The sequence below is a fragment of the Sphingopyxis microcysteis genome (genome assembly GCF_012274265.1).
Taxonomy (GTDB): Bacteria; Pseudomonadota; Alphaproteobacteria; order Sphingomonadales; family Sphingomonadaceae; genus Sphingopyxis; species Sphingopyxis microcysteis.
In genome coordinates this window covers 1,140,775-1,167,266 of the sequence record NZ_JAANYY010000002.1, presented here as the reverse complement: position 1 = coordinate 1,167,266, position 26,492 = coordinate 1,140,775, and the positions used below count along the sequence as shown (strand labels likewise).

The 26,492-nt window shown below is 62.8% G+C and carries 24 protein-coding genes; 14 read left to right on the top strand and 10 right to left on the bottom strand.

Features of this window, described 5'->3' with window-relative positions:
- Positions 1–27 precede the first annotated feature (27 nt).
- The 7 genes from eno (at position 28) to G9408_RS05555 (ending at position 6,336) form a co-directional block, all read left to right on the top strand.
- A complete protein-coding gene (gene eno / locus G9408_RS05585) occupies positions 28–1,302 on the top strand; it encodes a phosphopyruvate hydratase (RefSeq protein ID WP_168453034.1) in 1,275 nt (424 codons plus the stop codon).
- Between the two features lie 154 nt (positions 1,303–1,456).
- The gene (locus G9408_RS05580; protein ID WP_120215999.1) at positions 1,457–1,780 is read left to right on the top strand and encodes an FtsB family cell division protein; all 324 of its coding nucleotides are present in this window, start codon (positions 1,457–1,459) and stop codon (positions 1,778–1,780) included.
- A 155-nt stretch (positions 1,781–1,935) separates the two neighbouring features.
- Positions 1,936–3,006 (top strand): pyruvate dehydrogenase (acetyl-transferring) E1 component subunit alpha, encoded by a 1,071-nt coding sequence (gene pdhA, locus G9408_RS05575; protein ID WP_168453033.1) that lies wholly within the window; start codon positions 1,936–1,938, stop codon positions 3,004–3,006.
- 1 nt (position 3,007) lies between these two features.
- Positions 3,008–4,411 carry a pyruvate dehydrogenase complex E1 component subunit beta gene (locus tag G9408_RS05570; protein WP_168453032.1) on the top strand — a complete coding sequence of 468 codons (1,404 nt, stop codon included), beginning with the start codon at positions 3,008–3,010 and terminating at the stop codon, positions 4,409–4,411.
- Positions 4,412–4,561: 150 nt separating this feature from the next.
- Positions 4,562–5,194 carry a hypothetical protein gene (locus tag G9408_RS05565; RefSeq protein WP_168453031.1) on the top strand — a complete coding sequence of 211 codons (633 nt, stop codon included), beginning with the start codon at positions 4,562–4,564 and terminating at the stop codon, positions 5,192–5,194.
- 84 nt (positions 5,195–5,278) lie between these two features.
- Complete coding sequence (epsC, locus tag G9408_RS05560; RefSeq protein WP_168453030.1) at positions 5,279–5,989, top strand: serine O-acetyltransferase EpsC; 711 nt, start codon at positions 5,279–5,281, stop codon at positions 5,987–5,989.
- Positions 5,989–6,336, top strand: a complete 348-nt coding sequence (locus G9408_RS05555; protein ID WP_168453029.1) for a DUF2794 domain-containing protein — start codon at positions 5,989–5,991, stop codon at positions 6,334–6,336. Before epsC ends, G9408_RS05555 begins: the two co-directional genes overlap by 1 nt.
- A 98-nt stretch (positions 6,337–6,434) precedes the next feature.
- Here G9408_RS05555 and G9408_RS05550 read toward each other — a convergent pair whose 3' ends face one another.
- A complete protein-coding gene (locus G9408_RS05550; RefSeq protein ID WP_168453028.1) occupies positions 6,435–7,496 on the bottom strand; it encodes a hypothetical protein in 1,062 nt (353 codons plus the stop codon).
- A gap of 237 nt (positions 7,497–7,733) precedes the next feature.
- Entirely contained in the window at positions 7,734–8,636 is a 903-nt protein-coding gene (locus G9408_RS05545; RefSeq protein WP_168453027.1) for an SDR family oxidoreductase, read from the bottom strand.
- A gap of 198 nt (positions 8,637–8,834) precedes the next feature.
- Here G9408_RS05545 and G9408_RS05540 point away from each other — a divergent pair, with 198 nt between their 5' ends.
- Together G9408_RS05540 and G9408_RS05535 are read left to right on the top strand one after the other, a co-directional pair.
- Positions 8,835–10,190, top strand: a complete 1,356-nt coding sequence (locus G9408_RS05540) for an OprO/OprP family phosphate-selective porin (protein ID WP_168453026.1) — start codon at positions 8,835–8,837, stop codon at positions 10,188–10,190.
- A gap of 541 nt (positions 10,191–10,731) precedes the next feature.
- Positions 10,732–11,535 (top strand): alpha/beta hydrolase, encoded by an 804-nt coding sequence (locus G9408_RS05535; protein WP_168453025.1) that lies wholly within the window; start codon positions 10,732–10,734, stop codon positions 11,533–11,535.
- Between the two features lie 12 nt (positions 11,536–11,547).
- Here the strand turns inward: G9408_RS05535 and phoB are convergent, their stop codons facing one another.
- The 6 genes from phoB to G9408_RS05505 all read right to left on the bottom strand — a co-directional run bounded on the left by phoB (position 11,548) and on the right by G9408_RS05505 (position 17,692).
- Complete coding sequence (gene phoB, locus G9408_RS05530) at positions 11,548–12,246, bottom strand: phosphate regulon transcriptional regulator PhoB (RefSeq protein WP_120216009.1); 699 nt, start codon at positions 12,244–12,246, stop codon at positions 11,548–11,550.
- A complete protein-coding gene (phoU, locus tag G9408_RS05525; RefSeq protein ID WP_120216010.1) occupies positions 12,246–12,965 on the bottom strand; it encodes a phosphate signaling complex protein PhoU in 720 nt (239 codons plus the stop codon). The genes phoB and phoU overlap by 1 nt, the downstream gene beginning before the upstream one ends.
- A gap of 25 nt (positions 12,966–12,990) precedes the next feature.
- On the bottom strand, positions 12,991–13,773 hold the full coding sequence (pstB, locus tag G9408_RS05520; RefSeq protein ID WP_120216011.1) for a phosphate ABC transporter ATP-binding protein PstB: 783 nt from the start codon (positions 13,771–13,773) through the stop codon (positions 12,991–12,993).
- A 5-nt stretch (positions 13,774–13,778) separates the two neighbouring features.
- Positions 13,779–15,035, bottom strand: a complete 1,257-nt coding sequence (pstA, locus tag G9408_RS05515) for a phosphate ABC transporter permease PstA (RefSeq protein ID WP_168453024.1) — start codon at positions 15,033–15,035, stop codon at positions 13,779–13,781.
- On the bottom strand, positions 15,028–16,404 hold the full coding sequence (gene pstC / locus G9408_RS05510) for a phosphate ABC transporter permease subunit PstC (RefSeq protein ID WP_168453023.1): 1,377 nt from the start codon (positions 16,402–16,404) through the stop codon (positions 15,028–15,030). The genes pstA and pstC overlap by 8 nt, the downstream gene beginning before the upstream one ends.
- 226 nt (positions 16,405–16,630) lie before the next feature.
- Positions 16,631–17,692, bottom strand: a complete 1,062-nt coding sequence (locus G9408_RS05505; protein ID WP_168453022.1) for a substrate-binding domain-containing protein — start codon at positions 17,690–17,692, stop codon at positions 16,631–16,633.
- 109 nt (positions 17,693–17,801) lie between these two features.
- Between G9408_RS05505 and G9408_RS05500 the strand changes: the two genes are divergently transcribed.
- Positions 17,802–17,948: a hypothetical protein gene (locus tag G9408_RS05500; RefSeq protein ID WP_168453021.1), complete on the top strand. Its 147-nt coding sequence runs from the start codon at positions 17,802–17,804 to the stop codon at positions 17,946–17,948.
- Positions 17,949–18,247: 299 nt separating this feature from the next.
- Here G9408_RS05500 and G9408_RS05495 read toward each other — a convergent pair whose 3' ends face one another.
- A complete protein-coding gene (locus G9408_RS05495; protein ID WP_168453020.1) occupies positions 18,248–19,579 on the bottom strand; it encodes an AAA family ATPase in 1,332 nt (443 codons plus the stop codon).
- Positions 19,580–19,683: 104 nt separating this feature from the next.
- Here G9408_RS05495 and G9408_RS05490 point away from each other — a divergent pair, with 104 nt between their 5' ends.
- Together G9408_RS05490 and G9408_RS05485 are read left to right on the top strand one after the other, a co-directional pair.
- The gene (locus tag G9408_RS05490) at positions 19,684–19,995 is read left to right on the top strand and encodes a putative quinol monooxygenase (protein WP_235957476.1); all 312 of its coding nucleotides are present in this window, start codon (positions 19,684–19,686) and stop codon (positions 19,993–19,995) included.
- Positions 19,996–20,713: 718 nt separating this feature from the next.
- On the top strand, positions 20,714–21,265 hold the full coding sequence (locus G9408_RS05485; protein ID WP_168453019.1) for a hypothetical protein: 552 nt from the start codon (positions 20,714–20,716) through the stop codon (positions 21,263–21,265).
- Positions 21,266–21,405: 140 nt separating this feature from the next.
- Here G9408_RS05485 and uvrA read toward each other — a convergent pair whose 3' ends face one another.
- The gene (gene uvrA / locus G9408_RS05480) at positions 21,406–24,297 is read right to left on the bottom strand and encodes an excinuclease ABC subunit UvrA (RefSeq protein ID WP_168453018.1); all 2,892 of its coding nucleotides are present in this window, start codon (positions 24,295–24,297) and stop codon (positions 21,406–21,408) included.
- A 161-nt stretch (positions 24,298–24,458) separates the two neighbouring features.
- On the opposite strand from uvrA, the gene G9408_RS05475 reads away from it, so the two are divergent.
- Together G9408_RS05475 and G9408_RS05470 are read left to right on the top strand one after the other, a co-directional pair.
- The gene (locus G9408_RS05475; RefSeq protein ID WP_168453017.1) at positions 24,459–25,193 is read left to right on the top strand and encodes a hypothetical protein; all 735 of its coding nucleotides are present in this window, start codon (positions 24,459–24,461) and stop codon (positions 25,191–25,193) included.
- A gap of 18 nt (positions 25,194–25,211) precedes the next feature.
- Complete coding sequence (locus G9408_RS05470; RefSeq protein WP_168453016.1) at positions 25,212–26,339, top strand: M64 family metallopeptidase; 1,128 nt, start codon at positions 25,212–25,214, stop codon at positions 26,337–26,339.
- The last annotated feature ends 153 nt before the right edge of the window (positions 26,340–26,492 follow it).

The window sequence follows — 26,492 nt, the reverse complement described above, 5'->3', positions numbered from 1 at the left end:
GCCAGGGCTTTCAGCAGGACAATATCCATGACCGCCATCATCGACATTCACGGCCGCGAAATCCTCGACAGCCGCGGCAACCCCACCGTCGAAGTCGATGTGTTGCTGGAGGATGGCAGCTTTGGCCGCGCCGCGGTCCCCTCGGGCGCCTCGACGGGTGCGCACGAAGCCGTCGAATTGCGCGACGGCGACAAGGCGCGCTACCTCGGCAAGGGCGTGACCAAGGCGGTCGCGGCTGTGAACGGCGACATCGCCGACGCCCTGATCGGCCTCGATGCCGAGGATCAGCGCGAACTCGACCAGGCGATGATCGACCTCGACGGGACTGCGAACAAGAGCCGCCTTGGCGCGAACGCCATCCTCGGCGTCAGCCTCGCCGCCGCCAAGGCTGCGGCCGACGCGCGCGGGCTGCCGCTCTATCGCTATGTCGGCGGCGTCTCGGCGCGCACGCTGCCCGTGCCGATGATGAACATCATCAACGGCGGCGAACATGCCGACAATCCGATCGACGTGCAGGAATTCATGATCATGCCCGTCGGCGCCGGCAGCATCGCCGAAGCGGTGCGCTGGGGAGCTGAGATTTTCCACACGCTGAAGAAAGGCCTGTCGGCAAAGGGTCTGGCGACCGCGGTCGGCGACGAGGGCGGCTTTGCGCCGAACCTTGCCTCGACGCGCGCCGCGCTCGACTTCATCGCCGCGTCGGTCGACCAGGCGGGCTTCAAGCTCGGCAGCGATGTCGTGCTCGCACTCGACTGCGCCGCGACCGAATTCTTCAAGAACGGCAAGTATGAGATCAGCGGCGAGGGGCTGTCGCTCAGCCCCGAGCAGATGGCCGAATATCTCGCCGCGCTGGTGAACGACTACCCGATCAAGTCGATCGAAGACGGGATGAGCGAAGATGATTTCGTGGGCTGGAAGGCGCTCACCGACCTGATCGGCCACAAGTGCCAGCTCGTCGGCGATGACCTGTTCGTCACCAACCCCGCGCGGCTGGAGCAGGGCATCAAGGACGGCCTCGCGAACTCGCTGCTCGTCAAGGTCAATCAGATCGGCACGCTGTCGGAAACGCTCGACGCGGTCGATATGGCGCACCGCGCGCGCTACACCGCGGTAATGTCGCACCGCTCGGGCGAGACCGAAGACTCGACGATCGCCGACCTCGCGGTTGCGACCAACTGCGGCCAGATCAAGACCGGCAGCCTCGCGCGTTCGGACCGGCTGGCGAAATACAACCAGCTGATCCGCATCGAGGAAGAACTGGGCGACATGGCGCGCTATCCGGGAGCGTCGATTTTCGCCTAGGCCAAGACTGCACCTCATTCGTCATCCCGGCGAAGGCCGGGATCTCGACCTCGCGTCAGACCGCCACGGCGAGATCCCGGCCTTCGCCGGGATGACGATAATATGTGACCGGACGCCTTGACGCCATGAATCAACTCTGATTCAAGGGACGGCGATGACGCAGCGCCACAAACTCCGCAAATCGATGAACCGGGCCGTCGGTCCCGCGGTCGCGGTGATCGCGGTGCTGGCGATGATCGGCTACATCATTTTCGGCCCGACCGGGCTTTACGCCTGGGGCGACTACAGCCAGTCGGTCGAAAAGAAGCGCGTCGTGCTGAGCGAGCTTGCGAAGAAGGAAAGCGAGCTGCAGAACCGGGTCAATCTGCTCGACCGGCGCAGCGTCGATCCTGATCTGGCCGAGGAATATGTGCGCGAAAAGCTGGGCGCCTATCATCAGGATGAATATATCATTCCGATGGAGCCTGCGGCGAAGTAAGCCGTCGCCCGTCATTGCTTCGCTGCGCGCGCAATGACGGGATAATGCTGCATTCGTAATCGCACCGTCTTTGCCGCCAACCGGGCGTTGCCAAACCCACTTTGCCGCTCCTATAGGGAGCCTTGCCGTAACGGCTAACTGCAAAGGAACCCGCCTTGGCCAAAGCTCCCGCGCGCGCATCCGCCGCGTCGAAAAAGACTGCCTCGACCCCGTCGCCCGCGACCAATCGCGAAGGACCGCGCGATCCCGTTCCCTATGACGCCACCCCGGCGGAACTGGAGAAATTCTATCGCGAGATGCTGCTGATCCGGCGCTTCGAGGAAAAGGCGGGGCAGCTGTACGGGCTCGGGCTGATCGGCGGTTTCTGTCACCTTTATATCGGTCAGGAAGCCGTTGCCGTGGGCCTGCAGTCGGCGCTCGACGGCGACAAGGACAGCGTGATCACCGGCTACCGCGACCATGGCCATATGCTCGCCTACGGCATCGATCCCAAGGTCATCATGGCCGAACTGACGGGCCGTGCCGCGGGCATTTCGCGCGGCAAGGGCGGTTCGATGCACATGTTCAGCGTCGAGCATAAATTTTACGGTGGTCACGGCATCGTCGGGGCGCAGGTGTCGCTCGGCACCGGCCTCGCTTTCGCGCATAAATATCGCGGCGATGGTGGGGTCGCGATGTCCTATTTCGGCGACGGCGCGTCGAACCAGGGGCAGGTGTACGAAAGCTTCAACATGGCCGAGCTGTGGAAGCTGCCGATCATCTTCGTGATCGAAAACAACCAATATGCGATGGGGACTTCGGTCAACCGCTCGTCGGCCGAGGACCAGCTCTATCGCCGCGGCGAAAGCTTCCGCATCCCCGGCATGCAGGTCGACGGCATGGATGTGCTCGCGGTGCGCGGCGCCGCCGAAGCCGCGCTCGAATGGGTGCGCGCGGGCAAGGGGCCGGTGCTGATGGAGCTCAAAACCTATCGCTACCGTGGCCATTCGATGTCCGACCCCGCCAAATATCGCAGCCGCGAGGAAGTGCAGGCGGTGCGCGACAAATCGGATGCGATCGAACATCTCAAGAAACTGATGACCGACGCCGGGATCGGCGAGGACAAGATCAAGGATATCGACAAGGAAATCCGCGCGATTGTGGCGGAATCGGCCGACTTCGCCGAAAGCGCGCCCGAACCCGAACTTCATGACCTTTATACCGACGTGCTGGTGGAGCAATATTGAGATGGCCATCGAATTGAAGATGCCGGCGCTGTCGCCGACGATGGAAGAAGGCACGCTCGCCAAATGGCTCGTCAAGGAAGGCGATAGCGTCAAATCGGGCGACATCCTCGCCGAGATCGAGACCGACAAGGCGACGATGGAATTTGAAGCGATCGACGAAGGCACGATCGGCCAGATCCTGGTCGCCGAGGGCACCGACAATGTGAAGGTCGGCACCGTGATCGCGACGATCGCGGGCGAGGGTGAAGAAGCATCATCTTCCCCCGTTCGGACTGAGCCTGTCGAAGCCCCGTCCTTGCCTTCGACGCCGCCGGAAGAAAAGACCGGCCCTTCGACAAGCTCAGGGCAAACGGAAGAAAGGGTTGAAAAGCCCGCCGCCACCGAACGCGCCTCCGACCCCGCCATTCCCGCCGGTACGGCAATGGTCAAACTCACCGTCCGCGAAGCGCTGCGCGACGCGATGGCCGAGGAAATGCGCGCCGACGACCGCGTGTTCGTGATGGGCGAGGAAGTCGCCGAATATCAGGGCGCGTACAAGGTCACGCAGGGGCTGCTCGACGAATTCGGCGCGCGCCGCGTCATCGACACCCCGATCACCGAATATGGCTTTGCCGGGCTGGGCGCGGGTGCCGCGATGGGCGGGCTGAAGCCGGTCATCGAATTCATGACCTTCAACTTCGCGATGCAGGCGATCGACCACATCATCAACTCGGCGGCGAAGACCAACTATATGTCGGGCGGCCAGATGCGCTGTCCGATCGTGTTTCGCGGTCCCAACGGCGCGGCGTCGCGAGTCGGCGCGCAGCACAGCCAGAATTTCGCGCCCTGGTACGCCAGCGTCCCCGGGCTGATCGTGATCTCGCCCTATGACGCCGCCGACGCCAAGGGGTTGATGAAGGCGGCGATCCGCAGCGAGGATCCGGTCGTGTTCCTCGAAAACGAGCTGCTCTACGGCCGCAGCTTCGACGTTCCCGATCTGCCCGATCACGTCCTGCCGATCGGCAAGGCGCGGATCATGCGCGAAGGCAGCGATGTCACCATCGTCAGCTATTCGATCGGCGTCGGGCTCGCGCTCGAAGCTGCCGACAGCCTGGCAGGCGAGGGGATCGATGCCGAGGTTATCGACCTGCGCACGCTGCGCCCGCTCGACACTGCGACGGTGCTCGCCAGCCTCAAAAAGACCAACCATCTGGTGGTCGTCGAGGAAGGCTGGCCGATCTGCTCGATCGCCAGCGAGCTCGCGATGGTCGCGATGGAACAGGGCTTCGACGATCTCGACGCGCCGGTCGTGCGCGTGTGCAACGAAGATGTTCCGCTGCCCTACGCCGCCAATCTGGAAAAGGCGGCGCTGGTCGACACCCCGCGCGTCATCGCGGCGGTGAAGGCGGTTCTCAATCGCGGTTGATCGCGTCGACGCCGCCTCCAATTCCGTTTGTGCTGAGCTTGTCGAAGCACCGTTCTTGTCTTTGACGCCGCTTGAAGAAAGAACGGCCCTTCGACAGGCTCAGGGCGAACGGTTTCTTATTTGGCCGTCCTGCTCTAACGCTTGCGCCGCATGATGGCTGACAGCGAACATCTTTACCCCGACGCCCGCGACCCGCGCATCATGGTCGCCGTACCGCGCGAACGGCGCGCCGCGATTGCGGCGCTGTGGGCGTTCGCCGAGCGGCTGACCAAATTGCTCGCCGATGCGCGCGAACCGCTGATCGGGCAGATCAAGCTCGCCTGGTGGCGCGACATGGCGGCGATGCTGGCGGATGACCCCGCTGCGTTGCCAAAGGGCGAGCCGCTGCTCGCCGAACTCGCGGCGAGCTGGGCCGGGCGCGGCGCGCTCGATACGCTCGTCGACGCGGCGGAAGCAATGCTGGTCGCCGACGACGCGGCAGCGCACGACGCGGCGGCGAGGGCGTTCGGCGGCGCGCTGTTTGCGCTGTCAGGCGTACCCGCAGACGGCGGCGCGCGCTGGGGACTAGTCTGGGGCGCGGCGCTGCAAGATGGCGCGAGCGACGCGCAGCATTTTTTTGCTGCGGCGCGTAACCTGCCCCCGCCGCCGCGCGTATTATTCACCGGAAACAAGGCGCTGCTGATGCTCGACCGCTGGGCAGGCGCGATTGCCGCGCATGATGGCGAACGGCGCTGGCGGCGCGAGGGATTGCTGCTGCTGCGGCTCGGCCTCTTCGGTCGCTGACGATAAAAATGCGTCGGGGGTGGAAATGCGCCGGACGAACATCTATCTTGTCCGGTACAGAATAGGGTCGCAGGGGACACAAGGATGTTCAACGGGCTGATCGCCTATCTCGATTCGATCAAGGCGCGCGATCCGGCGCCGCGGTCGCGTTGGGAAATTCTTCTCTACCCGGGACTCGTCGCGGTGGGCATGCACCGCATCGCGCACTGGCTGTTCGAGGCGCGGCTGTTTTTCCTCGCGCGCTTCGTCAATCACCTGTCGCGCTGGATGACCGCGATCGATATCCATCCGGGCGCCAAGATCGGTCGCCACCTGTTCATCGACCATGGCTTTACCGTGATCGGGGAAACCGCCGAGATCGGCGACAATGTCACCATCTATCAATGCGTGACGCTGGGCGGCACCGATCCCGCCAATGGCATTGCGGGCAAGCGCCACCCGACGCTGGCCGATGACGTTATCGTCGGATCGGGGGCGCAGATCCTGGGCCCGATCACCGTCAATCCGCGCGCGCGCATCGGCGCCAATGCGGTCGTCACCAAGGATGTGCCGGAAGGCGCGGTGATGGTCGGCATCCCGGCGCGCTCGACCTTGGTCGATGCCAGCGAATATGCGCGCGAATTTGTGCCCTATGGCACCTGCAACGAGACATTCGATCCCGCGACGCAAAAGGTCGAACTGCTGCAATGCCAGCTTGAGCAGATGCAGAAACAGCTCGCGGCGCTGATTGCCGAGCGCGATGCGGTGACCGATGACGAGGCGCCGCGGCGCAAGGGGAGCCGGAAAAGCGCCTGATGGGAACGGTGACGCCTCTGCCGTTCGCAACGAAGGCGATCCCGCAGCAGACCGGTTTTGAACGCCCCGAACTGATGCGCATCCTCGACCTCTATGGGCGCATGGTCGCGGCGGGGCATTGGCGCGACTATGCGATGGATTTCCACCGCGACGCCGCGATCTTCTCGGCCTTTCGCCGCGCTGCCGAGCGCCCCGAATATCGCATCGAAAAACGCCCCGCCTTGCGGAGCCGCCAGGGCATGTGGGCCTTGGTCTCCGAAGCCGGGGCGATCTTGAAGCGCGGGGACGAGCTCGCAAATGTGCTCGCCCCCGTCGAACGCAAGCTTATGAAGCTGGTAGGGGACTGACGGCGCCCCCACGCCGTCATCCCGGCGAAGGCCGGGATCTCAACCTCTCGTCGTAACGCGAAGGCGAGATCCCGGCCTCCGCCGGGATGACGATGATATTAGGCTTGCGCCACCCGCGTCGTCGCCGGCAGCTGGTTCGCCAGATTGTCGGGCAGCATCCCGACCACGACCGCCCGGGCATTTTGCCAGAAGGCCGACAGCAGCAGCAGCGCCGAACCGATGACGAAAGCGGTCAGCGCCACGTTAAGCTCGACCGCGCCGAATTCGCGGAACAGCTGGGTCAGCGCGAACAGCACATAGGCGAGGGCGGACACCAGCAAGGCGCGGCGGTCGATCGCCAGCGCGATCAGCCCGAACAGCACATAGATGGCCACGACCATCACCGCGGCGCCGCTGCCGATATTATTGCCCTCGGTCACGCCGAGCAGGTGGAAGATCGGATGCGCGATCATCGGCGCGGCGAGCAGGTGGAGCCAGAAAGCGACGTCGCTGCGCCGCGTCTGGCGCACCCGGTCGCTGCGGTCCCACCACATGGCGAGCGCGAACACGCCGATCCCGGCGGTCAGCACCAGCGACATTACCAGCGCGTCGGGGCGTTCGGGCATGCCGGTGATCGACAGCACCAGCGCCACCGCGGTCCCCGCCAGCGCGGCAGTGCCGGCCGCCACGGTGATCGGCACCATGAAGCGCTTCCAATGCGCCCAGGTCGCCGCCGCGGTCACCAGCGCCATCGATCCGAACAGGATCGCGCCCATGGTGTCGCCCAGATGGTTGCCGAAAATCGCTTCGCCATGTTCAAACAGAAAGCCGACCATGGTCGCGAACACGCCGCCGGAGAAGGCGAGCACCAGCACGATGCTGGGCAGCGCCATGCGGCGTTTGCGGGTGAAATATTCGGCGAGGACCCATGCCGACAGCGCGGCAAAGGCGCCGCCGAGCGCGGTGTGGATCGACTGGCCGATCCACGCGACCGCGACGAGCAGGATCACCGCCGCGATGCTGACGAAAATATCGTTGAAACCGGTGATCAGGCGGAAGGATTCTTCATCCGCCGCGGGGGCCGAACGCGCCGACGCGATATGCGACCGGAACGCCGCAGCGGCCTCCGGCGTCAAAACTTTCGCATCGACCGCAGCTTGCAGGTCGCTTTCACTATACATCGGGGTCGTCCTTGTTAGACCGATCCCCTTGCCCCGCTGGCTTTATGACAGCAGCGTGTTGCTGTGTCAACACAGTGTGGCGCCCCGATTATCCTCCCTGTGGCGAAGCCATGGGGAGGGGGACCGTTCGCGAAGCGAATGGTGGAGGGGCCGCGATGCCAGCGTCATCGCCCTCCGTCAGCGCTTCGCGCTGCCACCTCCCCATGGCCTTCGGCCACAGGGAGGATCGACCGAGGCTCACCCCAGCGCCATCAACGCCTTCATCACATTCATCGACTGTTCGCTACCCGACTGCGGCACGATCTCGCCGCTGCGGTCGATGATCTTCTCCCACGCCGCGGCGACGCCTTCGGGGGTCCGCTCGCATTCGGGGAGCGCGACGCCGGGGGTCATGGTGACATAGGCGGCGTGGAAAGCGCCCGCACCCGCGCCGACGATCATGTTGGTCGGGGCGTCCTCGCTGACCAGGTAGAGCGCGGCAGGCACAACATTCTCGGGCGTGAACTTCTCGAACAGTTCGGCGGGGAAGATGTCTTCGGTCATGCGCGTGCCCGCGACCGGCGCGATCGTATTGCAGCGGATGTTATATTTCGCGCCTTCGAGGTGGAGCGTCTTGGTCAGCCCCGCGAGGCCCAGTTTCGCCGCGCCATAATTGGCCTGGCCGAAATTGCCGTACAGCCCGGTCGACGATGCGGTCATCAGTATGCGGCCATAGGCCTGTTCGCGCATCAGGTCCCAGCACGCCTTGGTGACATTGGCGCTGCCCGACACATGCACCTTCAGCACCAGGTCGAAATCGGCGGGCTCCATCTTGGCGAAGCTCTTGTCGCGCAGGATGCCGGCGTTGTTGATCAGGACGTGGACGCCGCCCCATGCTTCCTTCGCCTTGGCGACCATTTCGACCATCTGCTCATATTCGGTGACGCTGCCGCCGTTGGACATCGCGGTGCCGCCCGCGGCGCGGATTTCTTCGACCACCTGCAGCGCGGCGTCCGAATGGCCGGTGCCGTCGCGCGCACCGCCCAGATCGTTGACCACGACCTTGGCGCCGCGCCGTGCGAGTTCGAGCGCATAAGCGCGGCCCAGACCGCCGCCTGCGCCGGTAACAATGGCAACGCGTCCGTCAAATTTGATCGTCATGATGGTCTCCCGGATGGGGCCGCCGCAAAAGGTTGCCCGAAAAAACTGACACGTCCTTAGCCGTTCGCGTGTCGCTGGCAAGAGGTGAGCGAAAAGCGTCCGATGAAACAAAAATGTCACGATAATGACGTGCGTCTGTCATTTACTCGTCATAACAGCGCCACCAGATTGTCACCTTGTCCAACGGAGCAACCCCACATGCGCCACGCCCTGACCGCTGCCCTCCTGGCGACGTCGATGTTCTGCCTGCCGACGGCCGCGCGCGCGCAGGCGATGACCGCCGAGGAAGCGGCGCAGCTGCGCGCTGAGCTGGCGGCGCTGAAGGCGCAGGTGCAGACGCTCGAAACGCGGCTCGATGCCGCCACAGCGCAGTCGGCGCCTGCTCCGGCGCCAACGCCGGTGCCGCCCTCGGTCACCGCAAAACCTGCGACGGAAATCAGCTGGAAGGGCGCTCCCGAAATCAAGACCGCCGACGGCTGGAGCTTCAAGCCGCGCGGGCGCGTCCAGCTCGACCTCGCCGGGGTCGATACCCCCGCCGGGGTCACCGGCGCGCGCGGCGGCACCGCGACCGAATTTCGCCGCGTCTATCTGGGCGTCGACGGCAAGATCCCGGGCGGTTTTGCCTACCGCGTCGAAGCCGACATCGCGAATGGTGAGGTCGAACTCACCGACGTCTATCTTAGCTATGGCAAGGGGCCGCTGACGGTCACCGCGGGTCAGGTCAAACCGTTCAACGGGCTCGACGACATGACGAGCGACCTGTTCACCAGCTTCATGGAACGCGCCGCGTTCGTGCAGGCGTTCGGCTTCGAACGCCGCGTCGGCCTGTCGGCGCAGTATAAGGGCAAGGCGCTGCTGCTGCAGGGCGGGGTGTTCGGGGACAATGCCGCTGACCTCACCGACAGCAACCACAGCTTCGGCGTCGACGGGCGCGCGGTGTTCATGCCGAAACTCGGCGGCACCCAGCTGCATCTCGCCGCGTCGGGCCACTGGCGCGACCCGAACGACCCCGCCGCGACCGTCCGCTATCGCGCGCGGCCGTTCGTCCACACCACCGACGTCCGCCTAGCCGACACCGGCCTGCTCGACGTCGCCAGCGAGCGCGGGCTCGGGCTGGAGGGCGCGGTGATTGCGGGGCCGTTCCACGCGGCGGGCGAGGCCTTTTGGCAGACGCTGAAGCGCCGCGGCGCCGCCGACCCGACCTTCTTTGGCGGCTATGCCGAAGTCGGCATGGTGCTGACCCCCGGCGACGCGCGCGGTTACAAGGACGGCGCATTCGACCGGTTGAAACCGTCGAAGCCGATCACCGCGGGCGGCATCGGCGCAATCGAAATCAACGCGCGCTACGACCATCTCGATCTCAATGACGGCGCGATCGTCGGCGGGCGGCAACAGGCGGCGCTGATCGGGCTGGTGTGGGCGCCGATCGAATATATCCGCATCACCGCCAACTACGGCAAGCTGTGGATCGACAATGCGCGGGTCGCGACGGCGACGGGGGATCGCAGCTATACGGCGGATACGTTCGGTCTCAGGACGCAGGTCGATTTTTGATCGGAAAGGCGGCTTTGAGGTGGGGAGGGGACATTCCAATAGACCGTCGCCCCCGCGAAGGCGGGGGCCGCTACCCGCCTGGTCCTGCGTCGCTGCGTAAACCGACAGCGGCCCCCGCCTTCGCGGGGGCGACGTACCACTTCGCTCGTTGCCACACCTTCGTCATCTCGGACTTGATCCGGCATCCATTCTTCCCACGGTGCGTGAACGGATCCCGGTCGATGTCGGGCAAACGACGTGATCGATCGCCACTTCCAGCCAGCTTCCGCTCTCCGCCTCCGTCGCACCCGAACCGGTACAGAAATTTCCTTCCGCCGCGATTTCGGCAGCTTATGAGCATGACGATAAGCGCGTTCGTTGGTCTGCCCTGTCAACGCGCGTCCGACCATTCCGATGGAGCCTGAGATTGATCAGAGGTCTTTTGTGCGTCGCCCTTGCGGGCACGGTTCTGGCAAGCTGTTCCGACGTGGCCAATGGGCAAGCTGCGGCTTCCGCGGCGCCCTCGGTCGCCGCCCAGCGCGGCGAGGGACGGCCTTATGAAATGTCGGATACCGAGGTCTGGGACGTCCCCGACCCGGTTTCAGGCCGTGACTATCAACTGTTTGTCGCGCTGCCCCAATCCTATGGCACGCAGCCCCAGCGGCGCTACCCCGTGCTTTACGTCACCGACGCCGACTATGCCTTTCCCGTAATCAGGCAGATCGCACGGCGCCTGAATATCGAACGCGCCACGCTCGACGAGTTCATCCTTGTCGGCCTGTCCTATGCGAAGGGGGAGGGAGGTGCGCAAAGTCGGCGGCGCGATTACACCCCGACGCCGAACGGACCCAGCACGGCGCCGAGGGACGCGGTGCATGGCAAGTCGGTCGCCTACACCGCCTATGTCCGCGATCAGGTGCTGCCTTTTGTGGCGGGACGCTACCGGACCGATGAAAGCCGCCGCCTGTTCCTCGGCCACTCCTATGGCGCGCTGTTGGGGTCGGAAATATTGTTCAGCGAGCCGCGTCTGTTTAGCGGCTATATCCTCGGCAGCCCGTCCTTCTGGTACGATCGCCACCATATGGCGGCGCGCGAAAAGGCCTATGCCGCGACGCACAACGACCTTCCGGCCCGCGTCTATATGTATATCGGCGAATATGAAGAGATGCGGCCGGGCGATCCGCGCTATGCCAAGGACGTCAATATGGTGACCGACACCCGCAACATGGATCAGGCGCTACGGTCGCGCAAATATCCTTCGCTGCACATGGAGGTCGAGGTGCTGAACGACGAAGATCATTTCACCATTGCGCCGCGCGGGTTCACCCGCGGGTTGAAATATCTGCTCCCCGCCAAGGCGCAGTGAAGCTCGGCCGGATCAGCTGATCTTCCCCGCATCCAGCGCATAACCTGCCGAACGCACCGTGCGGATGATGTCGCTGGTACCCGGCAGGTTGATCGCTTTGCGCAGCCGCCGGATGTGGACGTCGACGGTGCGCAGTTCGATGTCGCTGTCCTGGCCCCAGACGCTGTCGAGCAATTGCCCGCGCGAAAAGACGCGGCCCGGATGCTCCATGAAATGGCGGAGCAGGCGGAATTCGGTCGGCCCCATATTCACCGTCTGACCATTCCGGATCACCTTGTGCGCGACCGAATCGAGTTCGATGTCGGCATAGGTCAGCAATTCGCCCGCGAGCGCGGGGCGCAGGCGGCGGAGCACCGCCGACACGCGGGCGACCAGCTCGCGCGGGCTGAACGGTTTGGTGACATAATCGTCGGCGCCGGTTTCGAGGCCGCGGATGCGGTCCTCTTCCTCGCCGCGCGCGGTGAGCATGATGATCGGCACATTTGCCGATTTGGGGTTGCGGCGCAGGCGGCGGCAAACCTCGATGCCGGGCAGGCTTTCGATCATCCAGTCGAGCAGGACGATGTCGGGGACACGCTCCTCGACCAGCACCAGCGCCTGTTCGCCGTCGGGTGTTTGCCGGACCGAAAAACCCTCGCGTGCGAAATGCCAGACGATGAGCTCGGCAATCGCCTCGTCATCCTCGATCAGCAGCAGGTCGGGCTGCGGCATCAGCCTTGCTCCTGCTCCGCGGCGCCATCTTCGGGCTGTTCGCCGCGCTCGCGCTCCTCCATATGTTCGCCGGTCACGACATAATAGACCATCTCGGCGATGTTGGTCGCATGGTCGCCCATCCGCTCGAGGTTCTTGGCGACGAACAGCAGGTGCGCGCTTTCCGAAATATATTTCGGATTTTCCATCATGAAGGTGACGAGCGTGCGAAAGATGCTGTTGTAGAAATCGTCGACATTCTTGTCGCGCACCGTCACTCGCACCGCCAGTTCGGCATCGCGCGCCGCAAAGCTGTCGAGCGCGTCGTGCACCAGGTCGGCGACGTTGGACGACATCGACATCAGCAGCGGGATCGCCTCGATCGAGCGCGTCTGATCCATCAGCGCGACGCGCTTGGCGATATTCTTCGCATAGTCGCCGATGCGTTCGACGACCGACACGATCTTCAGCGCCGCGATCATTTCGCGCAAATCGTCGGCCATCGGTGCCCTGAGAGCAATCGTCTGGACCGCCAGCTGCTCGACTTCGGCCTCCAGCGCGTCGATCTTCTTGTCATCGCGCACCACCTGCGCGGCGAGGTCGAGGTCGCCCTGTTTCAGCGCGGTCATCGCCTGGAGCAGCGCCTGTTCGGCGCGGCCGCCCATCTCGCTGATCAAACCGCGCAGGCGGTTGAGGTCTTCGTCGAAGGCTTTGACCGTATGATCGTTCGTAAGTGCCATCAATCTTGTCCTGTTGCGCTACGGATCAGCCGTAGCGGCCGGTGATATAGTCCTTGGTGCGTTCCTGCTTCGGGTTGGTGAAGATGTCGGTGGTCTTGCCATATTCGACCAGCGTCCCGAGGTGGAAAAAGGCGGTGCGCTGCGACACGCGGGCCGCCTGCTGCATATTGTGGGTGACGATCACGATCGCATATTTGCCGCGCAGTTCGTGGATCAGCTCCTCGATCTTGGCGGTCGCGATCGGGTCGAGCGCCGAGCAGGGCTCGTCCATCAAAATGACTTCGGGGTCGACCGCGATGGCGCGCGCGATGCACAGGCGCTGCTGCTGGCCGCCCGACAGCGCTGTGCCGCTTTCGAGCAGGCGGTCCTTGACCTCGTCCCACAGCCCGGCGCGGACCAGCGCGCGCTCGACGATCACGTCGAGATCGGCCTTCGACGGCGCCAGCCCGTGGATGCGCGGGCCGTAACCGACATTGTCATAGATCGACTTGGGGAAGGGGTTGGGCTTCTGGAACACCATGCCAACGCGCGCGCGCAGCTGCACGACGTCCATCGACGGCGCGTAGATGTCTTCGCCGTCGAGCTCGATCCGCCCCGTCACCTTCGCGCTCGCGACGGTATCGTTCATCCGGTTGAGCGACCGCAAAAAGGTCGACTTGCCGCAGCCCGACGGGCCGATGAAGGCGGTAACCAGGTCGGTGCCGACGTCGATCGACACGTCGTTGATTGCCTGCTTGTCGCCATAAAAGACGTTGACGCCCTGCGCCCGCATCTTGGGGTCGGCGATGATGAGATCGTCTTGGGTCATTCAGGTCACCAGCGTTTTTCGAATTTGTTGCGAAGATAGATCGCAAAGGCGTTCATCGACAGCAGCACGATAAGCAGCACGATGATCGCGGCGGAGGTTTTCTCGACAAAGCCCCGGTCGACTTCGTCCGACCAGAGGAAGATCTGCATCGGCAGCACCGTCGACGGCGAGCAGATGCCGCCCGGCACGTCGCCGATAAAGGCGCGCATCCCGACGAGGAGCAGCGGCGCGGTCTCGCCCAGCGCGCGCGCCATGCCGATGATCGTGCCGGTCAAAATGCCGGGGAGGGCGAGCGGCAGGACATGGTGGAACACCACCTGCACCGGGCTTGCGCCCACGCCCAGCGCCGCATCGCGGATCGACGGCGGCACCGATTTGATCGCGTTGCGGCTGGCGATCACGATCACCGGCATCGTCATCAGCGCCAGCGTCAGCCCGCCAACGAGCGGGCTCGCCTGACAGAGGCCGAACCAGTTGATGAACACCGCGAGCGCGAGCAGGCCAAAGATGATCGACGGCACCGCGGCCAGATTGTTGATCGACACCTCGATCAGGTCGGTCCAGCGGTTCTTTGGCGCATATTCTTCGAGATACAGCGCCGCGAGCACGCCGGTCGGAAAGGCGATCAGGAAGGCGATGAAGATTGTCAGCACCGATCCCTTGAGCGCGCCCCAGATCCCCGCCACCGCGGGATCGGTGGCGTCGGCGTTGCGGAAGAAGGGCCAGTGGATGCCCGTCGACAGCTTCCCCTCGCGTTCCAGCGCATCGACCTTGGCGCCGAGCTCGCCGCGCGCGCCTTCCTTCGCCATGATATCGACCGCACTCGCCGCGGGCAGTTCGAACACCGTCTCGCCGTCCAGCAGCGCCGGGTCGTCCTTGATCGCGGTGCGCACCTCTTTCCAGGCGTTCTCCGAAATCAGCTCAGACCCACCGTCGCCCAGCGCCTCGTCGGCGGCAAAGGCGACGATGTCGGCGAGCCCGGCATTCGCGATCACCTGATCGGCGTCGCCATCATCCAGCCGCGCCTTGTCGACGGTCAGCGGCATCGCCTTGAAATCGATCGGCACCGCGACATTGGTATAGGTAAAGCCGCGCGCGCCGTTGCCGACCATCACGAACAGCAGGAACGCCAGGAATGCGCCCGACAGCAGCACCGCGCCCAGCCCGATCAGCCGGAACCGGCGTTCGGCGGCGTAGCGGCCCGCGATGCGCTTCTGCATCGCCGCGGCTTTCCAGTCGGTGGGGGCAGTTTCCCTATTCATAAGCTTCGCGATACTTTTTCACGATCCGCAGCGCGGCGATGTTGAGCAGCAGGGTGACGATGAACAGCACCAGCCCCAGCGCAAAGGCGGCGAGCGTCTTGGCGCTGTCGAATTCCTGGTCGCCGGTCAGCAGCTTGACGATCTGCGCGGTCACCGTGGTGACGCTGGCAAAGGGGTTGGCGGTCATGTTCGCCGACAGGCCGGCGGCCATCACCACAATCATCGTCTCGCCGATCGCGCGGCTGACCGCGAGCAAGATGCCGCCCATTACGCCGGGCAGCGCGGCGGGGATCAGCACCTGGCGGATCGTCTCGTTCGGGGTCGCGCCCAGCGCCAGCGACCCGTCGCGCATCGCCTGCGGCACCGCGTTGATGCTGTCGTCGGCCATGGATGAGACGAACGGGATGATCATCACCCCCATCACGATCCCCGCCGCCAGCGCGCTTTCGGTTGAGGCGTTGGGAATGCCCAGCATCACCGCAAATTCGCGCAAGGCAGGGGCAACGGTTAGCGCGGCGAAATAGCCGTAAACGACGGTCGGCACCCCGGCCAAAATCTCCAGGATCGGCTTGACCCAGCGGCGCACGACCGGCGCGGCATATTGGGTCAGGTACACCGCCGTCATCATCCCGATCGGGATCGCGACGATCATCGCGATGATCGCGCCGATCAGCACCGTTCCCCAGAACAGCGGGATGCCGCCAAAGGTGTCGGGCTGCGGCGCGCCACTCGTCGGCGCCCAGGTCGTCCCGAACAGCAGCTCGACGGGCGAGACAAGGCGGAAGAAGCGGATCGATTCGAACAGCAGCGACAGCACGATCCCGAACGTCGTCAGGATCGCGACGAGCGACGCGAGCAGCAGCACCGCCATCACGATCCGTTCGACCCGCGTTCGCGCGCGGAAATCGGGCTTGATGCGGGTAAAGGCATAAAGCCCGCCCGCCAGCGCCAGCGCCAGCATCGCCGCGATGCCGATCCACGCATATTTGTGCGCCGCATCGGCATAGGGCTGGACCAGCGGCGCCGCGGCGGGCAGCCGCACCGCGTCCTGCTTGCCCTGCGCGACGCTGCGCGCATCGGACAGGATCGCCCCGCGCTCGAAACCAAAGGCGGGCAGGCTCTCGGCCGCCTCGCTCGCCAGCACCTCGTTGGTGATCAGTCCCGGCGACACCGACGACCACACCGCCAGGAACAGCGCCGCGGGCGCGAACAGCCACAGCGCGACATACCAGCCATGATATTGCGGCCGCGAATGCAACTTGGTCCCCGCACGCCCCGCAAGCAGGTTCGACCGCTGCCGACCGGCAATCCAGCCGATCAGCGCGAGGCCCGCGATCAGGAGTAACAGGGCGGCGGCGTTAAAGGTCACTTGGTCCTCATCTTGCGGTGCGCCGCGGGTGCGCCAAAAAACCGTAGCCCTGAGCCTGTCGAAGGGCGCCTGCCGATCAGGCGCTTTCCTGCGAGACGCCCTTCGACAAGCTCAGGGCTACGGTGAATTTGCAACAGCCTTTGCTCAGCGAGCATGGCAATTTGGTGACGTCCAAAAAAGCGGTGGCCGGACCGGGCAAGCCCCATCCGGCCACCGGGGGGGAAACCTACTTCAGCTCGGCACCGTTGAGCGCGGTCATGTTCGTGCCGTTCGCCTTCGCGGCGTCCGCGATCGGCTTCGGCGACACGATCAGCCCCTTGGCGTTCAGATAGCCGCCGTCGCCCGCGCCCTTCAGGAACTCGGCGACGAACTCGGCCAGCCCGGGGACGACGCCGACATGCGCCTTCTTGATATAGATGAACAGCGGGCGCGAACCCGGATAGCTGCCGTCGGCGATCGCCGCATAGGTCGGCGCGACGCCCTGCACCGGCACCGCCTTGATCTTGTCCTTGTTCGCATCGAGATACGAAAAGCCGAAGATGCCCAGGCTGGTCGGGTTCTTGTCGAGCTTCGAGATGATGAGGTTATCATTCTCGCCCTGCTCGACATAGAAGGGCGCGCCGCGCAGCGTCGTGCAGGTCGCTTCGTGCTTGTCCTTGTCGCTGTCCTTCAGCGCCTTCATCTCGGGGTTCGCATCGCAACCGCGGCCCAGGATCAGCTCCTTGAACGCGTCGTACGTGCCGCTGGTCGACGGCGGGCCGAACACCGAAATCGCGACCGCGGGCAGCGCCGGGTTGACGTCTTTCCACGTCTTGGCGGTGTTGGGCTTGCCATAGGGGTTCGCGGCCAGCGCCTTGTACACATCTTCTTCGGTCAGCTGGAATCCGGGCCCGCGCGTCGCTTCGCCCAGCGCGATGCCGTCGATGCCGATCTGGACTTCGACGATGTCCTTGACGCCATTGGCGACGCAGGTGTCGAACTCCTTCTTCTTGATCCGGCGCGATGCGTTGGCGATGTCGGGGGTGTCGCCGCCGACGCCCGAACAAAAGCGTTCAAAGCCGCCGCCGGTGCCGGTGCTGTCGATCTTCGGCGTCTTGTTGCCCGTCGCTTCGGCGAATTTTTCGCCGACAGCGGTGGCAAAGGGATAGACCGTCGACGAACCGACCGCGCTGATATAATCGCGCGCGCCGCCGCCCGACGAAGCCTGATCCTGACAGGCGGAAAGCGCCAGCGCGCACACGGCGGCGCCAACGACGCCAAGGGTGCGGGGCGCGAATTTCTGAGCCATGGAAAATCCTGTTGATGGGGGTCGTTACCGAACCAAGCCACCACCCCCGCGGCGACTCGCTGAGCGCCATTTGGGGGTTTTGTGTGACGTGTTTGTGACAGGAAGTGTCATGGAAGTGTCATGGAAGGCGCGGTTAGCAATGGCACTGCGTGAGCAGGTGTCGGTGCGCGGTCGTTTGATAAATAGCGCAAGAGTGAGTGACGAGCGCTCTATTCTTCAGATCAACATGCAAATTTTGGTCGTGCGTGAAAATTAACGCGCATCCCGTTACGCTGGCTAGTGCGACCACATGCGGGTCGTCCGACACGAGTGCTGCACTACCCTCAAGCTCGGCTTTTCGCGCGTCGCAGCGGTCGCTATCCGCTCGCACGAGTTTGCCAGCTTGCCCTAGGGTTGTAATAGTCGCAAATAGCTTTGTTGGTCTTAACTCCCTAAGCAGGTCATCGGACACGACCAGCTTTCCCGATCCGCGCAATAACCATCGCAACACCGCCGCTCCGGCTTCGTCGGTTGGACACATGTGATGTGCCGCATTCGCGTCGACTATAATACACATCAGATGCCAAGGACCCTTGCCTGCTCTCTTAGGAAAAAATCTCGATAATCTTCTGGGTATCCAACAATATCTCCCTTTTCATTTAAAAGTATGTCGTGAATTCTTATGTCCAATCCGCTCTTTCTGAAAAATAGAATTGATACATCATTGTTCGATATGTTTCCGGCTCTGACCTCAGATCTTAGCCTATCAACGATGAAGTCAGAATGAGTTTCGATGACGTAGATTTTGTCTGGTGAGTTTGACGAAAGGCCAGCAATTAGCGATCCGAATTCGGCCTGCGCCTTAGGGTGCAAATGTACCTCAGGTTGCTGGATCAAGAATGCCCCATATTTTGTCTCATTCTGCAGCGGATATAGAAGAGGAAGAGCTTGAGATACTCCGTATCCAACGTCGGCAATGTTCACTGATGGGCCGCTATTTTTTATCTGAATTTGAAAGGGATCGCTGTCGCTTCGTCCAAATCTCTTGACCTCAATGTCTTCAAACAGACCCGCTCTGGACCCAAACTCGTTCATTCTTTCTCGGCTTTTTTTCCACGCTTCTGGATATGCCAACTTTTGATTTGCCATCTCTAATGGCACCTGCTCGCCAGCATTTGATGAGGTCAGTTCCGACGGCGTGTATACCCGTCTCGGTTGGATTCGTACGGGCGCCGACGCAAATACCGAGTAAGACAAAAATCTTCTCGATCCCCGAAATATGTTTTGTACTACCCGTAGAGTTGCCTGTTCTTCTTTGCTGAATTTATCTCTTTCTGACCTGCTTCGAATCAAAAGGTCTTCAACGAAGAATCCGAGAAAATAAGGATCTTTTCTGATGAGGGAGGATGGCGGGAGACGGTCCGGGTCTATGCTAAATACGTTCTTGCCGCTTTTTAGTATTTGGATATTCGTCTTTGGAGCTGAAACGTCAAAGCTGGCCAGTATGTCGCCCGACTTCACGCTATATTGAACTAGCTCTGGCTGACTCGTTTGACCTTTTTCAAAAGTGAGTGAATGAGATGCGGTTCCCTCGGTCTTTCGTCCATCAGGGAACAAGTCTCCTTGGTCGCCAGGTGAGGTTTCGATCCCAAGCGAGAAGCGTTTTGCTCGTCCCGTTCGTCCGCCGCGATAATGCGCTATTTGCTCAAAGCTTCCCAAAAAATATGGTTCACTATTAAATGAAGTTGAAGAAGATGATCTGAATGCTTCCAGTAAAAACCTCACGGCAGCCATGAATGATGTTTTTCCCGAACTGTTCTCACCTACAAGAACCGTGATAGGTGCCAAGCGGACCGGACCTGTCGACGAAAAACAACGGAAGTTATCCATTTTTATGCCAATTTTCATCTTTTATGGGCTTCCACTAATATGGTCTCATCCGAGAAATCTGATTTTGGCCGATCCGATGATCAGAATCAGGACATATAAGCATTTCCATAGGACATAACGCAATGATGATCCTCATCACCGGCCACGTCATCCTGACCCCCGAGCATCGCGAGCGCATGATTGCGCTCGGCATCGAGCATAGCGCGCGGTCGCGCTCCGAACCGGGGTGTCTGGGGCACAACTGCCATGTCGATGTCGAAAACCCCGACCGCCTCGTCTTTGTCGAGGAGTGGGCGGATATGGCCGCGGTGCGCGCCCATTTCGCGGTCCCCGCGTCGGGCGCCTTCGTCGCCGAAATGCGCGCCCTCTCACCGCAGCCGCCGGTGATGCGGATTTTCTCGGGCGAAGATGTGACGGCGCGGGCGGTGGGGTAAGAAGGGTCTCACGCAAAGGCGCAAAGGCGCGAAGAAGGAAGAGAGAAAGAGAAAGAAATATCTCACACAAAGACACAAAGCCTGTCCTGAGCGCCTGCAAGGCAGTCGAAGGGGCACAAAGATTGCGGCTCCGGGCCGCCGACGACGTGAACCAGTTAACCTTTGCCATTTGATGGCCGGACAAAGTCCGGCAGCCAAATCGAAACGTCAGGCTTCTGCACCACGGTTGCGCCTGAGACCGCCCCCTTCGTGACTTTGTGTCTTCGTGCGAAACCCTCTTCCTTCCTTCTTCGCGCCTTTGCGCCTTTGCGTGAGATCCCTTCTTGCTACCGGCGGCTCAAAGCGCGATCCCGATCCCGTCCGGGTGACGAGCACGGGAATCGGGGACGGGTGACGATGTAGGAAAATAACCGCTTTCCTACATTATTTCGCTGTGCCAGCCTTCATCGCGGCTCTTTCAAATCATCGACAGAAGCGGTTGCCGCCCGTCATGCGGACACCTCCCCGCGACGGATTATCCCGCGCGCGGCAGGGTGACAGCAAAACAGCGCGTAAGGCTGAACTTTGCTGAACTTTGGACCAACATCGCGCCCTCCGCCGCCCTTTCCCTCATCGCCCGACCGCGCGCGGGCTTGATCGGGCGCCCGGTTGCGATAGGGCAGGGCGATCGATCCCGGAACGCGCCCGAGGGCGGCAGGGGTAAAGCGCCGGGGGGCATATGAGCGGGTTTGAATTCATCTTTTCGCTGTTCGGGCTGATCCTCGGGCTCGCGCTCGCCGAGGGGCTGGGCGGGCTGGCGCGCGCGCTCAAGGCGTCGCACCGCGTCCGCATCGGCTGGCCGACCGCGCTACTCGGGCTGTTCGTGTCGTGCGACGTCGTCACCTTCTGGATGTACGGCTGGGCGGTGCGCGACCTGCTGCCCCTCAGCTGGCCGGTGCTGTTCGGCGGCTTCGTCGTCACCGCGCTCTATTTCGTCGCCGCGTCGCTGGTGTTCCCCGACGATCCCGAAGGCTGGGACGACCTCAACGCCCATTTCGACAAACACCGGCGCCAGGTGATCGGCGGGGTGTTCCTGTGCAACGTCGCGTTGACCGCCACCGTCGCCTGGCTGCACGGCATGCCCGCGCCGACCAGCCTGCGCACCTTCATCATCGCGTGGAGCTTTTTCCCCGCCGCGCTGCTGGCGATCGCGGCCAAGGACCGCCGCGTCGTGCTCGCCTGCCTGATCTGGCTGATCGCACTCTACCCGCTGTCAGCGGTGTGGCGTTGAACCGACGGGCCACCCCAAACCCGTTCGTGTCGAGCGAAGTCGAGACACGCCGAGTTCGCGCTCGACTTCACGTGTCTCGACTTCGCTCGACACGAACGGCAATAGGGGGATGGCATTAGGACGAAACGAAGGCCGACGCCCTACTTCAGCAACGGCGCCAGATACTGCCCCGTAAAGCTCCGCGGCTCCTTCACCACCTGTTCGGGCGTCCCCGCCGCGACGATCTCGCCGCCCTTGACCCCGCCTTCGGGGCCAAGATCGAGGATGTAGTCGGCGGTCTTGATGACATCCAGATTATGCTCGATCACGATCACGCTGTTGCCCTGTTCGACCAGCTGCTGGAGCACTTCGAGCAATTTGCGGACGTCCTCGAAATGCAGGCCGGTGGTCGGCTCGTCCAGGATGTAGAGCGTCTGCCCGGTCGAACGCCGCGACAATTCCTTGGCCAGCTTCACCCGCTGCGCCTCGCCCCCCGACAGCGTCGTCGCCTGCTGCCCGACCTTGATATAGCCAAGGCCCACGCGCACCAGCATCGCCATCTTGTCGCGGATCGCGGGCACCGACTTGAAAAACTCCGCCGCATCCTCGACCGTCATGTCGAGCACGTCGGCGATGCTCATGCCCTTGAACTTTACCTCCAGCGTTTCGCGGTTGTAGCGTTTGCCGTGGCACGTCTCGCACGTCACATAAACGTCGGGCAGGAAGTGCATCTCGATCTTGATCAGCCCGTCGCCGGTGCACGTCTCGCACCGCCCACCCTTCACGTTGAAGCTGAAACGCCCGGGCTTGTAGCCACGCGCCTGCGCCTCGGGCAGCCCCGCGAACCAGTCGCGAATTACCGTGAAGGCGCCCGTATAAGTCGCGGGGTTCGAGCGCGGGGTGCGGCCGATCGGCGACTGGTCGATGTCGATCACCTTGTCGCAATGCTCCAGCCCTTTCAGGCTGTCGTGCGGCCCCGCGACCATGCGCGCGCCGTTGAGCACCCGCGCCGCGCTGGCATAGAGTGTATCGATGATCAGGCTCGACTTGCCGCTGCCCGACAGGCCGGTGACGCAGGTGAAGGTGCCGAGCGGGATCTTCGCGGTGACATTGTTGAGATTGTTCGCGCGCGCGCCCTTGAGCACGAGGTCGAAGCCGTTGCCGGGGCGGCGGTGCTTCGGCACCTCGATCTTCTTCGCGCCCGTCAGATACGCCGCGGTCAGGCTCTTCTTGTTCGCCAGCACCTGCTTCAGCGTCCCCTCGGCGACGATCTCGCCGCCGTGGACGCCCGCGCCCGGGCCCATGTCGACGACATAGTCGGCGTGGCGGATCGCATCCTCGTCATGCTCGACGACAATCACGGTGTTGCCGAGGTCGCGGAGTCGTTTGAGTGTTGCGAGCAGCCGGTCGTTGTCGCGCTGGTGCAGGCCGATGCTCGGCTCGTCGAGGACGTAGAGTACGCCCGACAGCCCGCTGCCGATCTGCGAGGCGAGGCGGATGCGCTGGCTTTCGCCGCCCGAGAGCGTCCCCGACGTGCGGTTGAGGTTGAGGTAATCGAGCCCGACATTGTTGAGGAAGCCGAGCCGCTCGTTGATCTCTTTCAAGATCGCCTTGGCAATCTGCTTCTGCGTGTCGTTCAGCTTTTCGTCGAGCGTGCTGAACCAATGGAGCGCGTCCGCGACCGAGCGCTGCGCCGACATGCTGATGTCCTCGCCCGCGATCTTCACCGCCAGCGGTTCGGGGCGCAGCCGCGCGCCGTGGCACGTCTCGCACGGCTGCGGCGTCTGATATTTGCTCAGCTCCTCGCGCATCCACGCGCTTTCGGTCTGGAGCATGCGGCGATTAAGGTTGCCGATCACCCCTTCGAACGCTTTGTGCGTCGTGTAACTACGCTTGCCGTCCTTGAAGGTCAGTTCGACGGGTTTGCCGCCGCTGCCGTAGAGGATGATCAGCTGCACCTCGCCGGGCAGATCCTGCCAGGGCGTGGTGAGGTCAAAGCCATAGGCTTTGCCGAGGCTTTCGAGCACCTGCATATAATAAGGCGAGGGCGGGTTCGATTTCGCCCACGGCACCACCGCGCCCTTTTTCAGGCTGAGCGCATGGTTGGGGACGACGAGGTCGGGGTCGAACTCCTGCCGCTCGCCGAGGCCATCGCACGCGGGGCAGGCGCCCTGCGGCGCGTTGAAGCTGAAGAGGCGCGGTTCGATCTCGGCGATCGTGAAACCCGACACAGGGCAGGCGAATTTCTCCGAAAAGATCAGCCGGTTCGCTGGAATGCCCGCGCCCTTCATCGCGCCGCCGGTATCTTCCTCCTCGCGCCCCGGCACCGGCCCGTCGGCGAGGTCGACATAGGCCAGTCCTTCGGCGAGTTTCAGCGCGGTCTCGAAGCTGTCGGCAAGCCGCGTGCCGAGGCCGTCGCGCACCGCGATGCGATCGACAACGACCTCGATGTCATGCTTGTACTTCTTGTCGAGCGCGGGGGCGTCGCCGATCTCGTAAAACTCGCCGTCGATGCGGACGCGGGTGAAGCCGTCCTTCTGCCACTGTGCGAGTTCCTTCTTATACTCGCCCTTGCGGCCGCGCACGACAGGGGCGAGCAGATAGGCGCGCGTGCCCTCGGGCAATTCCATCACGCGGTCGACCATCTGGCTGACCGTCTGCGCGCTGATCGGCTCGCCGGTTTCGGGCGAATAGGGGATGCCGACGCGGGCCCAGAGCAGGCGCATATAATCGTAAATCTCGGTCACCGTCGCGACGGTCGAGCGCGGATTGCGGCTCGTCGTCTTCTGTTCGATGCTGATCGCGGGCGACAAGCCGTCGATATGCTCGACATCGGGCTTTTGCATCATCTCGAGGAACTGGCGCGCATAGGCCGACAGACTCTCGACATAGCGCCGCTGCCCCTCGGCATAGATGGTGTCGAACGCCAGCGACGATTTCCCGCTGCCCGACAGGCCGGTGATGACGATCAACGCATCACGCGGCAGGTCGACGTCGACGCCCTTCAGATTATGCTCGCGCGCACCGCGCACTTTGATGTGGGTGAGACTCATGGGAGGGGTATGTTCCAGATTTGTTCTTGATGCGCAAGGGGCGGGTCGCCCGCAACATAGTGGCGCGGAAATGCTGCCACAATGGAACAAATTTGGCGTTTTGGTCCTATACAAGCGCAAGGCGAAATACTGGATTGCAGCCATCAGAAAGAGGGGGCTCTATGATCCGGAAAAATTTGCTCGCGGTGGCGGTGGCGTCGTTTTCGCTTGCCGGTTGCTATAGTTTTCAAGGGCCTGAGCGGCTAGTGACGAAGGACTTGAAGCCTGCCGAACTGCGATACAGCGATACATCGATGTTCAAGGCCGATTTCCAAAAGGCGTATGATTTCCGGAAAGCCGACCCGACACTCGACAATGATCATGTATATCCCATGCTCCGCAGCGGCTTCATGTATAATTATTCGTTCTGCGAAAACTACTTCACCCAAATGGTCCAGAACCAGCGGCGATCGCAGATCGCGCGTGATCTGTTGCCCCCTATCTCCGCGCTAATCACCGGTCTGATCGGGCTGGGCGACTTCTCAAAAAATCCCGGACGCAAAGAAGATTACATCCAGATGCTTGCGTTGGGCACCGCTGCGACTTCGGCGGCGCTCAATATTTACGACACGCACTTTCTGTTCGGTGCGGAGAATGTCGGAGCCGTGCAAACGATGGCGCTGAAGGCGCAGTCCGTCCACGCGTCTGGCGTTCTTAAGCAGCAGAGCATCACCTTTGAAATGGCTATGCAGCATCTGATTGACAATCAGGCGCAATGTTCGCCGCAGTCGATATTATCGCTGGCTCGCAGCGTCATTAAGGATTCAAGCCTCGTTGCGACTGACGGTGCACCGCCAGCTGCCGATGGCACGCGTAAGCCATTGGACGGCAAGGTTACCGTCGCTCCGGTTACTTGACCAGACTTGGACGAGGTTGTGGTCGACCTGATCCTGCCCGACGCCGTGTCCGAACGCCTGTGGGCGGCGACGGCGTTTCGGCGTTTGGCGGGCGATGCGGCGGATGGCGATGATGCGGCCGAAGTGGAAGCCGTCTTTCTTGATGCGGGCCACAACCGAATAGGTGAGCCTGTGCCGATCGAGCCGGACCCAGCGTTCATCGAGGCATTTTCCAGTGACGGCAGTATTGCTGCGATCCAGGCGTTTGTGCCGATCCGCCTGCCTCCATCTCCGGAGCGCGGCGCTGTGGTGCAGGTGCTCGGGGACGGCGGAATCTATTGGGAAGGGCCGACGGGTGATCTGGCACGTCGGACCAACCCGATGCCAGCAGTTGAACCAACCCTTGTCGGCCCCGCTGGCGCGCGATTGAAATTCCCGGTCTTTTCCGAACGATTTGTCGATGAGGATCGATTTCTTCTCCACGTGCGAGCGTTGCGCGCGTTCATCATTCGTATCCCGCCTTTCGACGCGCTGCAGGATCAATTCGCACTTTTGGCCTTTTATTGGCGCGCACCCGACACCGTTACAGGCTGGTTCAATACGCGCGATATTCCCGATAACTGCGGAGGTGGTGATGCACAGGTCATGCACGGCAACCTCGAACAGGCTCGGTCGCGGCTCGTTCACCTCATGCTCGACGGCAAATTCGGCCTCGTATTGATCGACAGCGGTGTGCGCGGCGGCGCCGGCGGGCTCGAAGACTGGCAATATCCGGCGTGGGCAACGATTACGCCGTGCAAGGACAATGCCGGGGTGCCGACCGAACATTGGGAAGCCATTGCCCTGCATGAAATCGGCCACGCGCTAGGATTGTGCGACGAATATCTTTCGGAAGCCCGAAAAAGCGAAAGACCGCGCGGCGAACCGAACGTCACCCGGCAGGCCGATGCCGCTGCAGCCGGTTGGTCGCTGCCCGTTAATCGACCCGGAAATCCGACCAGCATCGCAGATTTCCCGGGAGAGGATCGCGCAGCGGTTGGGACTTACCGCGGATGCCGCTATCGGACTGATCTTTACCGTTCAGCGCCACATTGTCTGATGCGATCAACGAACATCCTCTATTTCTGCAATGTCTGCGTCGATCATCTCTCGACCAAGCTCGGCTGATCCTACGGACATCGCGATCGTCCTGCTACGACGGCAAACTGGCTAAATTCCACCAACTTCCCAATGTCTTCGACCAGCGTCATCCCCCTCGCTTGACCCTTGGGCAGTGCGGGCGGACAGTCGCACTATGGCGTTGTCCGGTTTCGGGCGACG